General features: G+C 57.8%; 16 protein-coding genes. 7 read left to right on the top strand and 9 right to left on the bottom strand.

Features of this window, described 5'->3' with window-relative positions; genetic code table 11:
* Positions 1–14: 14 nt before the first annotated feature.
* From RB602_RS04635 to coxB, 7 genes are all read right to left on the bottom strand, one after another.
* Positions 15–593, bottom strand: coding sequence for an SURF1 family protein (locus tag RB602_RS04635; protein ID WP_317083398.1), 579 nt, complete (start codon positions 591–593; stop codon positions 15–17).
* 419 nt (positions 594–1,012) lie between these two features.
* Entirely contained in the window at positions 1,013–1,894 is an 882-nt protein-coding gene (locus tag RB602_RS04630; RefSeq protein WP_317083396.1) for a cytochrome c oxidase subunit 3, read from the bottom strand.
* Between the two features lie 67 nt (positions 1,895–1,961).
* Positions 1,962–2,540 (bottom strand): cytochrome c oxidase assembly protein, encoded by a 579-nt coding sequence (locus RB602_RS04625; RefSeq protein ID WP_317083394.1) that lies wholly within the window; start codon positions 2,538–2,540, stop codon positions 1,962–1,964.
* Positions 2,537–2,746, bottom strand: a complete 210-nt coding sequence (locus RB602_RS04620) for a hypothetical protein (RefSeq protein WP_317083392.1) — start codon at positions 2,744–2,746, stop codon at positions 2,537–2,539. Before RB602_RS04620 ends, RB602_RS04625 begins: the two co-directional genes overlap by 4 nt.
* Positions 2,743–3,672 (bottom strand): heme o synthase, encoded by a 930-nt coding sequence (locus RB602_RS04615; RefSeq protein WP_317083390.1) that lies wholly within the window; start codon positions 3,670–3,672, stop codon positions 2,743–2,745. Before RB602_RS04615 ends, RB602_RS04620 begins: the two co-directional genes overlap by 4 nt.
* A 212-nt stretch (positions 3,673–3,884) precedes the next feature.
* Complete coding sequence (gene ctaD, locus RB602_RS04610) at positions 3,885–5,549, bottom strand: cytochrome c oxidase subunit I (RefSeq protein WP_317083388.1); 1,665 nt, start codon at positions 5,547–5,549, stop codon at positions 3,885–3,887.
* Positions 5,550–5,587: 38 nt separating this feature from the next.
* A complete protein-coding gene (coxB, locus tag RB602_RS04605) occupies positions 5,588–6,643 on the bottom strand; it encodes a cytochrome c oxidase subunit II (protein ID WP_317083386.1) in 1,056 nt (351 codons plus the stop codon).
* A 196-nt stretch (positions 6,644–6,839) separates the two neighbouring features.
* Here coxB and pyrE point away from each other — a divergent pair, with 196 nt between their 5' ends.
* The 7 genes from pyrE (at position 6,840) to RB602_RS04570 (ending at position 11,942) form a co-directional block, all read left to right on the top strand.
* Positions 6,840–7,421, top strand: a complete 582-nt coding sequence (gene pyrE / locus RB602_RS04600; protein WP_317083384.1) for an orotate phosphoribosyltransferase — start codon at positions 6,840–6,842, stop codon at positions 7,419–7,421.
* Positions 7,421–8,161, top strand: coding sequence for a pyridoxine 5'-phosphate synthase (locus RB602_RS04595; protein WP_317083382.1), 741 nt, complete (start codon positions 7,421–7,423; stop codon positions 8,159–8,161). Before pyrE ends, RB602_RS04595 begins: the two co-directional genes overlap by 1 nt.
* Positions 8,158–8,436 carry a hypothetical protein gene (locus RB602_RS04590; protein WP_317083380.1) on the top strand — a complete coding sequence of 93 codons (279 nt, stop codon included), beginning with the start codon at positions 8,158–8,160 and terminating at the stop codon, positions 8,434–8,436. Before RB602_RS04595 ends, RB602_RS04590 begins: the two co-directional genes overlap by 4 nt.
* A 214-nt stretch (positions 8,437–8,650) precedes the next feature.
* Positions 8,651–9,061: a holo-ACP synthase gene (gene acpS / locus RB602_RS04585; RefSeq protein WP_317083378.1), complete on the top strand. Its 411-nt coding sequence runs from the start codon at positions 8,651–8,653 to the stop codon at positions 9,059–9,061.
* 27 nt (positions 9,062–9,088) lie between these two features.
* The gene (gene lepB / locus RB602_RS04580) at positions 9,089–9,946 is read left to right on the top strand and encodes a signal peptidase I (protein WP_406568406.1); all 858 of its coding nucleotides are present in this window, start codon (positions 9,089–9,091) and stop codon (positions 9,944–9,946) included.
* Between the two features lie 227 nt (positions 9,947–10,173).
* Positions 10,174–11,235: an AI-2E family transporter gene (locus tag RB602_RS04575; protein ID WP_317083375.1), complete on the top strand. Its 1,062-nt coding sequence runs from the start codon at positions 10,174–10,176 to the stop codon at positions 11,233–11,235.
* Positions 11,232–11,942, top strand: a complete 711-nt coding sequence (locus RB602_RS04570) for an alpha/beta fold hydrolase (RefSeq protein WP_317083373.1) — start codon at positions 11,232–11,234, stop codon at positions 11,940–11,942. The genes RB602_RS04575 and RB602_RS04570 overlap by 4 nt, the downstream gene beginning before the upstream one ends.
* A gap of 155 nt (positions 11,943–12,097) precedes the next feature.
* Here the strand turns inward: RB602_RS04570 and RB602_RS04565 are convergent, their stop codons facing one another.
* Together RB602_RS04565 and rpsU are read right to left on the bottom strand one after the other, a co-directional pair.
* The gene (locus RB602_RS04565; protein ID WP_317083372.1) at positions 12,098–12,706 is read right to left on the bottom strand and encodes an FKBP-type peptidyl-prolyl cis-trans isomerase; all 609 of its coding nucleotides are present in this window, start codon (positions 12,704–12,706) and stop codon (positions 12,098–12,100) included.
* A 152-nt stretch (positions 12,707–12,858) separates the two neighbouring features.
* Positions 12,859–13,065, bottom strand: a complete 207-nt coding sequence (rpsU, locus tag RB602_RS04560) for a 30S ribosomal protein S21 (protein WP_317083369.1) — start codon at positions 13,063–13,065, stop codon at positions 12,859–12,861.
* Between the last annotated feature and the right edge of the window lie 18 nt (positions 13,066–13,083).

Here is a 13,083-nt window from a genome sequence, read left to right as displayed (position 1 = left end):
CGGTTAGCGGCGGATCAGGCGCGGCGCAAGAGACGCTGGCGCACCGCAAGTGCGTAAATCACTCCGGCGATCAGGGCGAAGAGGAACCATTGCACCGCATAGGAGATATGGTTGTTGGGCAGATCGGCGGGCGTCGGAGTTGCCAAAGGTTCCAATCCACCAACTGCCGGATCGGCCACGAGGCGGATCATCGCCTTGCCATCGGGGGCAATCATCCCGGTGACTGCGCCGCCCGTCCATTCGGGCGTTCCCGGTTGTAGAGACCATCCCGCCTGAAGCTGGGCCTCGCCGCTATTATCGAGACGGCAGGTAGCGATATGGCTCCAGCCTGCCCTGTCCGCCTTATTGCGACCGCTGGTGGAGCGCCAGCCGAGCACCTCTGCACAGGTGAAACCTGAGCGCCGGTAGAGCGGCAGATCATCGGCATCCAGCGTCTGCGGCCAGTTCAAAGCGGGTTGCTCTGATGCGGCTTCATAGCGCGCGATCAGGGCCGCTTTTTCATCCGCCCTGCCCCATTGCCAGATGCCGAGCGCCATCATGGTAATCATCGCAGCGGCGACAATGATGGTGGGGATGATCGGAATGCGGGTCATCTTGTCATTCTATCGCAATGACGGGAAATTGCATCCGCTTAAGCCGCGATTCCGGAAAGATTATACTTGGGACATATTAAATCCGGAAGATCTCTGCTCTAGTTACAGTCCGCGCTATCTCGTCGGCCCCGCGCAGGCGGGGCCAGGGCTATGGTTTCACGCAAAGACGCTAAGACACGAAGAGATTGTACAAACAGGAACCTTCTTTGCGCCTTTGCGCCTTTGCGCGAGTCTAAAAAAGCCTTGGCCCCGCCTGCGCGGGGCCGACGAAAACAGATATAGGTATTTAATAGGTCCTGAATCTAAGTTCACACTAAGTTCACACCTATGAGACCCTTGGTGAAATCCAACATTCTCCAACAAAAAGGGCAGCCAAACCAACGTCCGGCCGCCCTTTGTGGTTTTCATTACGCGTCTGATCAATGGATCGGTGCGCCCCAGCCGCCCCAGACATAGACGACGGCGAAGAGGAACAGCCAGACGACATCAACAAAATGCCAATACCAGGCTGCGGCTTCAAAGCCGAAATGCTGCTTAGGGGTGAAGTGGCCAAGATAAGCGCGGACCAGACAGACGATCAGGAAGATCGTTCCGACCAGAACGTGGAAGCCGTGGAAGCCGGTCGCCATGTAGAAGGCCGAGCTATAGTTGAGGCCGGCAAACGGGAATGGCGCAACGCTATACTCATAAGCCTGAACGAAAGAGAACAATGCGCCGAGGATAACCGTGACCCACAGGCCCTTGATCAGGCCATCGCGGTCGCCATTGAGCAGCGAATGGTGCGCCCAGGTGACGGTGGTGCCCGAAAGCAGCAGGATCAGCGTATTGAGCAGCGGCAGTTCAAAAGCGTTGAGAACCTCGACACCCTTTGGCGGCCATTGCACCAGCGCCTCAGCGCCTTCTGCACCAATCTTGTTCTCGGTAATGCCTTCGATAAACTCCAGCGGCTGCGGGAACAGCGAGAAATCAAACCACGCCCAGAACCAGCCGACAAAGAACATCACTTCCGAAGCGATAAACAGGATCATGCCATAGCGCAGGTGAAGCTGAACAACCGGGGTATGGTCACCGGCATGCGCCTCACGCACGACATCGCGCCACCAGCCAAACATGGTGAACAGCACGCCCGCGACACCGGCGAAGAACACCCAGCCGCCGCCATTGGCATTCTCGTCAGAGACATTGGCGCCATGCATCCACATGATTGCACCAGCAGCCATAACCAGAGCGGCCATGGAGCCGATCAGCGGCCAGGCGCTGGGCGGCAAAATATGATAATCGTGGTTTTTGGTTCCAGCCATTTTTAAGTCCCTATTTCCTCGCCACGGTTCAGCCGCAGCCAAGATGATCCTTCTGTTTGGTTATGCCTTAGCTGCCTTCATTTTCCGGGTCCACCGGATAAAAGGTGTAGCTCAGCGTTATTTCCTCAATATGTTTGGTGTCTTCATCTTCAAAGATCGCCGGGTCGACATAATAGATGACGGGCATCCGCACCTTCTCGCCCGGCTGCAGCGTCTGCTCGGTGAAGCAGAAGCATTGAATCTTGTTGAAATATTTGCCCGCCTGCACCGGCGTCACATTATAGCCCGCGGTGCCGGTAATCGGTTCTGATGACAGGTTTTCGGCGGTATAGATTGCCATATCGCGCGCGCCGACGGTCATGCTGTCCTTGGTGCGCTCCGGTTGAAATTCCCAGGGCATGCCCGGCTCGATATTGGCATCAAAGCGCACCGAGATGGTCTTGCTGCCGGTTTGCACAGTTGCCGCCTGACCAGCATCAACCACCTGCGTCGTGCCGCCAAATCCGGTGACGCGGCAGAACAGATTATAGAGCGGAACCGCCACAAATCCGAGCGACACCATGCCGGCAACCAAAGCACCCGCCATCAGGGCGGAGCGCAGATTGCGGCGCTGGATATCCTCGGAAAGGGCGGTGGAAGCGTTCATCCCCAGACCCCGATTTTGACGATGGTGATCAGGAAGAACAATACGCACAGCGCCACCAGACCGATGGCCATGAGCTTGGAACGCTCGCGCTGGCGCTTCTGGATCGCCTGGGTTTCCTCAAGCGTGACATTCTCGCCGGTAAAGCGTCCCTCGCCCGGCGGGCGGGGTGCTATGTTCTCAGCGATATTATCCTGCGGTTGGCTCATATGATCCAGCCTACCAGATAGCGGTCAGCGACAACTGCGCCGAACAGCACGAAGAGATAGACGATCGAGAACGCAAAGAGCCGTTTTTCCGGCTTCATTTCGGATGGCTCGGTCGCCGTGTTGCGATAAACGCGATAGGCCAGCCAGACAAACATCAGCGACAGCGCCGTTGCCGGAACGCCATAAATCCAGTCGGCCAGACCCAGAAGCGTCGGCGCAATCGCTATGGCGGCGAGCACAACCGAATAGGCGAGGATCTGCTTGCGGGTCGATTCGCGGCCCGCAACCACTGGCATCATCGGGATACCGGCATTGGCATAGTCTGACTTCACAAACAGCGCGAGCGCCCAGAAATGCGGCGGGGTCCAGATAAAAATGAGTGTAAACAGCAGGATCGGCATCAGCGTGATATCGCCGGTCACGGCGGCCCAGCCGATCATCGGCGGGAAGGCCCCGGCAGCGCCGCCAATCACGATATTTTGCGGTGTGCTGGGTTTCAGCCACATGGTGTAGATGACGGCATAGAAGAAGATGCAGAAAGCGAGGATCGCTGCTGCGACCCAATTGACGCCCACGCCCATCAGGAACACCGAGAGACCGGAAAGCCCAAGGCCGAAATGCAGCGCCGAATCGCGTTCCATCCGTCCGGCGGGCAATGGCCGTTTGGATGTGCGCTTCATCGCGGCATCGACATCGGCTTCATACCATTGGTTGAGCGCCGCCGCGCCGCCGGAACCCAGGGCGATGCAGAGGATCGCGGTAAGGCCGAGAATCGGATGGATGCTGCCCGGAGCCGCCAACAGACCGCATAGGCCGGTGAACACCACCAGCTTCATCACGCCCGGCTTGGTCAGCGCATAAAAATCGCGCCACTCTGCCGTAATCGGTGTGGTGGTGGTTTCGGTCGAGGCGGTTGTTGTGTTCATCCGGTTTCTCGTTTGTCCGTCAATATGACGGCTCTTTGCTCATTCCTGCATCTTTACCGTTAGCCCTGAGCCTGTCGAAGGGCGCTTCTCGTTACGATAGACGGGCTTCGACAAGCTCAGCCCTAACGGTAATTTTTTGCATTCATTTTACGCTTTCGGCCCGCCTGCATGACAGACGAGCCAAAAGCCGGTTTTTCAAATCGCGACCTGCCTTATTTAATTTTCGGCAAAGTCTCGAACTGGTGGAAAGGCGGTGGGCTGGAGAGTGTCCATTCCAGCGTGGTCGCGCCTTCGCCCCAGTAATTGCCTTCGGCCCGACGACCCGCCATCAGCGCATAGCCGATATTGACGAAGAAGATCAGCGTGCCAGCGGCCATGATCGCATAGCCATAGGACGAGATTTCATTCCAATAGCTATAGGCTTCCGGATAATCGGGATAGCGACGCGGCATACCCTGACGGCCGAGGAAGTGCTGCGGGAAGAAGATGATGTTCACCCCGATAAAGAACACCCAGAAATGAAGGTGGCCAAGCAACTCGCTATAATGACGACCGCTCATCTTCGGGAACCAGTAATAGAAACCGGCAAAGATGGCGAACACCGCACCCAGCGACAACACATAGTGGAAGTGAGCGACAACATAATAGGTGTCGTGCAAGTTATCATCGACGCCGCCATTGGCGAGGACAACACCGGTCACACCGCCAACGGTGAACAGGAAGATAAAGCCCAGCGCCCAGACCATCGGTGTCTTGAAGCTCAGCGAGCCGCCCCACATGGTGGCGATCCAGCTGAAAATCTTGATGCCGGTCGGCACCGCGATCACCATGGTCGCAGCGGTGAAGTACATCTTCATGTTCACGGTGAGACCAACGGTGAACATGTGGTGCGCCCAGACGATAAAGCCGACAACACCGATGATGACCATGGCATAGGCCATACCCAGATAGCCAAAGACCGGCTTGTTGGAAAAGGTCGAGACGATGTGGCTGATCATGCCGAAACCAGGCAGGATCATGATGTACACTTCAGGGTGACCGAAGAACCAGAACAGATGCTGATACAGTACCGGATCACCACCACCGGCAGCGTTAAAGAACGCGGTGCCGAAGTTACGGTCGGTCAGCAGCATGGTAATCGCCGCCGCAAGAACCGGCAGCGCCAGCAATAGCAGGAATGCAGTGATCAGCACCGACCATACGAACAGCGGCATTTTGGTGAGCGTCATGCCCGGTGCACGCATGTTGAAGATGGTGGTGATAAAGTTAATCGCGCCGAGGATCGACGATGCACCCGCAAGGTGGAGTGACAGGATCGCCATATCCACAGCCGGACCAACCGAGCCGCTGGTCGAGAGCGGTGCATAGACCGTCCAGCCCGTGCCCGCGCCCAGCCCGGTACCGCCGGGAACGAAGGTTGACCCGAGCAGCAGCAGGAAAGCAGGGATCAGCAGCCAGAAGCTGATATTGTTCATGCGGGGGAAGGCCATGTCCGGTGCGCCGATCATGATCGGCACGAACCAGTTACCAAAGCCGCCAATCATCGCCGGCATCACCATGAAGAACACCATGATCAGGCCGTGCGCGGTGATCAGCACGTTCCACAGGTGCAAAGCCTCATCGCGTGTGGCCTCCGCGCCTTGCAAAGCAGTGGCCCAATCGCCGAGATAATCGATTCCTGGAGACGCCAGTTCCATCCGCATCAGGCCGGAAATCGCGCCGCCAATGATACCCGCGACAATCGCGAAGATCAGATAGAGCGTGCCAATATCTTTGTGGTTTGTCGAAAGGAACCAGCGGGCAAAGAAGCCCGGCTTGTGATCAGCATGATCATCATGCGCGTCCATTACGCCAGCATCGGCTGCAATCGTTGTCATAACTCAAATACCCTTGATCAAACTCAAACTTGGCAAACTCAATTGGTCAGCGCAGCGGTCTCTACCGCTTCTGCTGCTTCTTCACCCTCAGCGGGCGCTTCCGGCTCGGCAGCGGGCGCGTCGGCAACTTCTTCTTCGCCAACCGTGCCGCCCTGCGACAATACCCATTGCTCCCACTCATCACGCGGCAGCGCCTCAACGGCTATAGGCATGAAACCATGCCGGGCCCCACAAAGTTCCGAACACTGGCCATAATATACGCCAGGCTTGTCAATCTGCATCACCTTCTCATTGAGACGGCCCGGAACCGCGTCGAGCTTGAACCAGACGGACGGGACGGCGAAGCTGTGAATCACATCGGCAGCGGTGGTGATGACCTTGACCGGTTCACCGGCAGGAATGACCATGCGATTGTCCACAGCGAGCTGATAAGGCTCGCCACGCTCTTTGGCCGTGTCCTCGTCCATCATGTTGGAGATAACCTCAAAACCGCCATTATCGGGATAGGTGTACCCCCAATACCATTGATAGCCGGTCACTTTGACGGTGACGGCATCGGCAGGCGCAGTCTCATATTGCTTGGCCAACAGGCTGAGCGACGGGAAGGCAATGCCGATCAGTATCAGCGCCGGAACCAGCGTCCACACCACCTCAATCGTGGTGTTATGGCTGGTTTTGGACGGATTGGGATTGGCCGCAGCGCGGTAACGCACAATCACCCAGAGCAGCAGCCCGAGAACGAACAGCGAGATAACCGTAATCACCGGCAACAGGATATAGGTATCAAGGAAATAGGCTCTTTCACCAATTTCGCTGAACTGCTGCTGGAAATCGATACCGCCATCAACCGGCATGCCAACACCCTCAGTCGGGGCCATCGGGGTATATGAGCCAGCCGCTTCGGTCGCGGCTTCGGTTCCAGCCTCGGCAACTGGTGCTGCCGAATCAGCCGCTGCAGGCGCTTCTGCTGCGGGCGGGGTTACACCATCTGCGGTTTCAGGGGCGGCCTCCTGGGCCAGAGCGGTTACCGGTATGAGGCCCGCAACAGCGGCTGGAGCCGATGCTTTGCGAAGCGTGTTCGTGACAAACTGCATGTATTCCTCTGTACTAGATTCCGGCCTTAGCGGGCGCAATATAGGGTCACACCAGCCGGGAATATGGCGCGGCTTATACGCAGGGTTGCCGCCAGTCTCAAGCCAATCTAGGGATATTTTTGCACTTGCGTGATTGCGTCGCCTCCCCAAATGACGCGCCACGACCAAAATACGCTACGTAAAGGATGATATTTTTATGACCGAAGAGGAAATTCTGGCCGAGTTTCGTGCCAGCAAAGCATTGCTGGAAGGCCATTTTCTTCTCTCATCAGGGCGGCACAGCGCACATTATCTGCAATGCGCGCGCGTTTTGATGGACCCGATGCGCGCCGGAAGACTTGCCACCGCAATGGTTGCAAAAATTCCGCGCGAGCTTCGCAATGCGATTGATGTGGTGGTGTCCCCGGCCATGGGCGGCGTGATTATCGGCCATGAAGCCGGGCGCGCGCTGGACAAAGTGGCGATGTTTCTCGAACGCCCGGAAGGCACCTTCCATCTACGCCGCGGCTTTGCGCTGGAGCCGGGACAAAAGGTGCTGATGGTCGAGGATGTAGTGACCACCGGCCAATCCTCACGCGAGGCGATGAAAGCGATTGCCGAAGAAGGCGGCGAAACCATTGCAGCGGCCTCTCTGGTGGATCGTTCGGGCGGCGAAGTCAGCTTTGACGTGCCGTTCTTCCCGCTGATCGGCTTCAACTTCCCCAGCTATGCCGAGGATGAATTGCCTGCCGAACTGGCAGAAATTGAAGCGATCAAGCCGGGTAGCCGGAAGAATTAATGGCTAACCCCCTCCGTCTCGGCGTAAATATCGACCATGTCGCCACCATCCGCAATGCGCGCGGTGGAGATCATCCCGATCCGGTGCGCGCGGCGGAAATCGTTTCGCGTGTCGGCGGTGACGGCATTACCGCGCATTTGCGTGAGGACCGCCGCCATATCCGCGATGGTGATTTGCAGCGGATCATGGACGCCACCGACCTGCCGCTCAATCTGGAGATGGCGGCCACCGACGAGATGCTGGAAATCGCGCTGCGCCATGAGCCGCATGCCGCCTGTATAGTCCCGGAAAAGCGCGAGGAGCGGACCACCGAAGGCGGTCTGGATGCTGCCGGACAGCATAACCACCTCGCTCCGATAGTCTCGCGTCTAAGCGAGGCGGGCATCCGGGTCAGCCTGTTTATCGAACCTGATCCACGCCAGATTGAGGCGGCCATCCAGCTCAAGGCCCCGGTGGTCGAGTTTCATACCGGGCGTTATGCACATCATATGCTTGATGGTGAAGATGCGCTGGCAACCGAAGAATTGCGCCGCATCAGCGATGCCGCCGCGCTGGCCGCGAAAAACGGCATTGAACCCCATGCCGGCCATGGCCTGACCTTTGACAATGTCCAGCCTATCGCCGCCATTCCCCAGATCGCCGAGCTCAATATCGGCCATTATCTGGTCAGCGAGGCGATATTTATCGGCCTTGAAGAAAGCATCCGCCGCATGCGCGCTTTGATGGACGAAGCGCGGTGAGCGAGACGCCGCCCAAACCGACAACACGCGATAGGCTGATGATGGCGCTGGCGGCGATCCCGTTTCTCGTCAGCATATTCGTACTCGGCTTGGCGCTGAGCAATCAGGTGCTGGTGACCTTTGGCATAGCCTGGCCGGTGATCCAGATTGTTGGCTATTGGATGATGCTACAATCCGCAGAATGGCGCTTTTCGCACCAGCTGGTCACGACACAGATTGCGCTGCACTGGCTGGTGATGTTCCTATTGATTGCCTTGGTGAGGAAGGCGTTATGAGTATTGGCCCCAAATATCCTCCCCGGCACGGGGAGGGGGACCATGCGCAACATGGTGGAGGGGCACCCTCGGCATGGAGCAAGGTTATGCGGCAAAGCGCAATCCGCTGTGGCGAGTATGGTAACGGGGTCAATCAGGAAACATCGCAATATGCGGCCTGTGCCCCTCCACCGTCTTCGACGGTTCCCCTCCCCGTGCCGGGGAGGATATTTTCATGATCATCGGCCTTGGCTCTGACCTCTGCAATATCGATCGCATCCAAAGCTCACTCGACCGTTTTGGCGAGCGCTTTGAAACCCGTGTTTTCACCGAGGTCGAGCGCGCCAAGGCGGCGCGGCGGCCCTATACGCGGGCGGGCACTTATGCCAAGCGCTTCGCCGCCAAAGAGGCTTTTTCCAAAGCCGTCGGCACCGGCTTTAAACGCGGCGTCTATATGCGCGATATCGGGGTCATCAATGCCCGTTCCGGCGCGCCGACACTGGCGCTCACCGGAGGCGCGAAACAGCGGCTCGACAGCATGATTCCCGCAGGCTATAGCGCCGCCATTCATCTCACGCTCACCGATGATCACCCATGGGCACAGGCATTTGTGATTATTGAGGCGCTGCCGATCAGCGCCGCCTAAGGTGAGGATCTGGTGAGCCGGGACATTATGCAGGAACAGTTGCAAAGCACTATGGCGAAAGAGAAAAGCAAAGAGCCGATCAACTGGTGGCAGGAAATTCGCGGGCTGTTGGTGCTGTTGCTCGCGGTGCTGACGGTGCACAGCATTATTGCCAAACCGTTCTATATCCCCACCGGATCGATGATCCCCAATCTGCTCGTCGGTGACCGGCTGATCGTCAGCAAATATCCCTATGGCTGGTCCTGGGTCTCGGCCTCTTTCCACATACTACCCGAATTTCCCGGCAAGCTTTTTGGCCGCGATCCGGAATATGGCGATATCGTCATTGTCGCGCCACCGGGGGTGAAGCAGGACTATATCAAACGCGTCGTCGGCCTGCCCGGCGACACATTGGCGGTGCGCGATGGCCAGATCATCCTCAATGATGTGCCTGTGCCGCAGGAAGTGCAGCCCAATCTGGTGCTGCCGGTGGATAGCACCCTGCCCTGCAGCGAATTGAGCTATCCCGGTGCCAAGATGCGCGGTGCCGATGGCAAGGAATATTGCGACCTGCCGATCAAGCAGGAAACCCTGCCCAATGGGGCGCAATATGTGATTATTGATGCCGCACCGGATCAGGGCGCGGACTTTTTCGGTCCGGTTACCATTCCCGAAGGCCATGTCTTCCTCATGGGTGACAATCGCGACAATAGCGCTGACAGCCGCTTCCCGATCGTTGGCCAGGGGCTGGGCGGTCCGGTGCCGCTGGAAAATGTTGGCGGCCGCGCCGAGTTCATCATGTACTCGCTCGATGGCAAAGCAACCTATAGCCCCCTAACATGGTATGGCGCGCTGCGCGGTGATCGCGCCGGCAAAAGCCTGCGCCCGCAACGCAAGGCGGAATAGGCTCAACTTGCCAAGATTTTTCGTTTATCTATAATCGGAACCTTGTATTTCGTCGGCCCCGCGCAGGCGGGGCCAAGGCTAAATTTAGTGCACACAAAGCTACAAATGCGCAAAGTTCCAGTCTCATAGAACAGTGTTCTTTGTGCCTTCGTGCCTTTGTGCGAGATTTAAGACTAGCCCTGGCCCCGCCTGCGCGGGGCCGACGATGAAAATAGATAGAGCAGAAAATGGCAGACAGCCAGAATGACAGGATAGAAAAACCCGGCCCTACCGATTTCAGCGATCCAGTCGCACGCAATGAGGTCAAGAAAGCCGCTGTCTGGCTGGGAATGGCGGCGCTGTTGGCGCTGATCGTCATTCTTGCCTCGCCGCTGCTGCTGATTGTCGGCGGCCTGATCGTCGCGATCATGCTTGATGGTGGCACCCGGCTGCTGGGCCGGGTTCTGCCGATTGCCAGGAGCCTGCGCCTGACCATCGTGCTGCTGCTGGTTACCGGCTTTATCGGCTGGACATTCTATTTCACTGGCTCGCAATTGATACAGCAGGCGGCGAGCCTGCAGGCTATTGTCGAGCAGCAGCTTGACGAACTGGGCAGATGGGCGACCAGTGTCGGCATCACCGCAACGCCGGAAGACCTGAAAGAACTGGGCAGCGAGATTGCCAGTCGCATCGGCCAGTTTACCGCCGCCGTCACCTCGGTCTTTGGCGCTATCGCCAGCTTCGTACTGATGTGTGTGCTCGGCATCTTTATTGCGATTGAGCCCAAGCTGTATGAGCGCGGATTGGCATGGATGATCCCACTGAAAAGCCGCGACCATTTCTATGGCACGCTCGATGCCATCGGTTTTACCATGCGCCGCCTGCTGGCCGGGCGTCTGCTCGGCATGGCGGTCGAAGGCTTTGGCACCTGGATATTGCTGTGGATGGGCGGCGTACCAATGGCGGGCCTGCTCGGCCTGCTCACCGGCCTCCTCGCATTCCTGCCCAATATCGGCGCGATTGTCTCGGGCGGCTTGATTATTCTCGTCGGTTTTTCAGCCGGATTTGAGACCGGGCTGTTTGCCGTTGGCGTCTATATCTTTGTGCAGGTGATTGACGGCTATGTCATCGTGCCAATGGTCGCCAAAAAGACCGTCGATCTCGCCCCGGCGCTGGTGCTCGGCGCGCAGCTTCTGTTCGGCGCGCTGTTCGGCATTGTCGGGCTGGCGCTGGCCGATCCAATTGTCGCCATCATCAAAATCGCGCTTGAACGCGGAGTCTATAATAGAGGCTCGGAAGAAACCGGGTGAACAACAAAAGCCAGCGCCACACCATACTCGCCATTGCCGGATTTGGCGATAATGCCAGCATGTATGACGGCCTTGCCGGAACAGCCTTGGCACAGGATCATAAGCTGATCCCGCTCGATCTGCCGGGTTTTGGCGCACCGCCATTGGCGGAAGAGACAAGCCTGGCTGCGCTGGCCGGTTTTGTCGCTCAAAAGGCTCGGGAGACCAGCGCGGATACCATCATTGCCCATTCGGTCGCCTCCATCATCGCCTCGCTCGCCGCGCGCACACCAGACTGCCCGCTTGAGAATATTATCTCGCTTGAGGGCAATCTCACCGCAGAAGATGCCTATTTCTCCGGCCTGGCTGCGGATTATGATTCTCCCGAAGAGGTCCAGGTCGCTATAGCAGCCAAGCTTGACGGCTTGGCGCAAACCCGGCCCGTCATCGCGCGCTATCGTGATGAGGTTGCAAAAGCCGACCCTGATGCGCTGTGGCAATTGGGGTGCGATGCCAAGGCATTCTCAAAACACAACCATCCCGGAGACGCGCTTATGGCTTCGGCTGATGTGACCTATGTCTACAATCCCGATAACTGCCCAACAGCCACATTAGACTGGCTTGATAAGAGCGATATGAAGCGCATCCTGCTGAAAGGTGCATCGCACTGGCCCAGCGTAACAGAACCGGAAATGCTGGCAGAAGCGATAGAGCGCGCTTTGGGTTAGGCATTAAGACACGTCACAATTATGATCAAAACCAAACCGCTAGGGCTGAGCCCGTCGAAGCCCGCTTCTCAAGTAGAGAAACGCCGTTGGTGCTGCGCACCGTCTCCGACTCCGACAAGCTCAGGGCTAACGGTCTTGTTCAGTCAAAATAGCCCTTACTGTCCCGGAAGCGGCTGAACCGGGCCACCGGCACCAGGAGGCGGGCCACCGACGCCCGGAGGCAATTGCTGCTGTTGCTGCTGCATCGCGCGGAACTCGGCTTCAAGCTCGGCCATCGAGCGAAAATCGCGCAGCTCAATCTCGAACTGCAGGTCAGAATTGGCCGGGATATCGCCCTTTGGCTGGTCGCCATAGGCCTGATCAGACGGGATAATCACCCGGTAGCGGCCACCTTTTTCCATGGTCAGCATAGCTTCGCGCAGGCCGGGAATAATCGTCGGGAACATTGGCGGCGTCGGTGGATCATTCGGGCCCGCGAGCGAGAATGCCGCCTGCTCATTGGCATCAAACACTGTTCCATCGAGCAACTGGCCGACATAGCTGACTGCGGCAATATCACCGCTGGATGGAGAAACGCCCGCTTCACCATCGGCCAGGGTAATGATCTTCACGCCATTTTCGGTGGTGTTGATCATATTGCGCACCGACGCCGTGCCAGCCCAAGCCAGACCAGCGCCAAGCAGCAAGACAATAATCACACCGACCCATAATTTGGTCAGCGAGCCTTTGGCGATCGGTTGAAGGGGTACACGGGTTACCGACATGGGCGATGTCTTTCACTCAGATGGATATTGCGCGCGCCTTTTCGGGCAGGCGGGCGTGGCAATCAAGACAAAAATAGCAGAGGAGGATTGCAGCGCGCACGAAAAAGGGCGGCAAAAGCCGCCCTCTCTCAAACTTCAAGGCGCCATCGCCCTTATTTCGTACCGTCACGCTCCATGCGCTTGCGCTCCATCTTGCGGGCGCGGCGGACAGCGGCGGCTTTTTCGCGCGCACGCTTTTCCGAGGGTTTTTCATAATGGCGACGGAGCTTCATCTCGCGATACACGCCTTCACGCTGCAGCTTCTTTTTCAGCGCGCGCAGCGCCTGGTCAACATTGTTATCGCGAACAGTAATTTGCATAAGCTCAATCAACTCCGG

The organism is Parasphingorhabdus sp. SCSIO 66989, from assembly GCF_032852305.1.
Classification (GTDB): Bacteria; Pseudomonadota; Alphaproteobacteria; order Sphingomonadales; family Sphingomonadaceae; genus Alterisphingorhabdus; species Alterisphingorhabdus coralli.
This window is presented reverse-complemented; position numbering and strand designations above follow the sequence as displayed.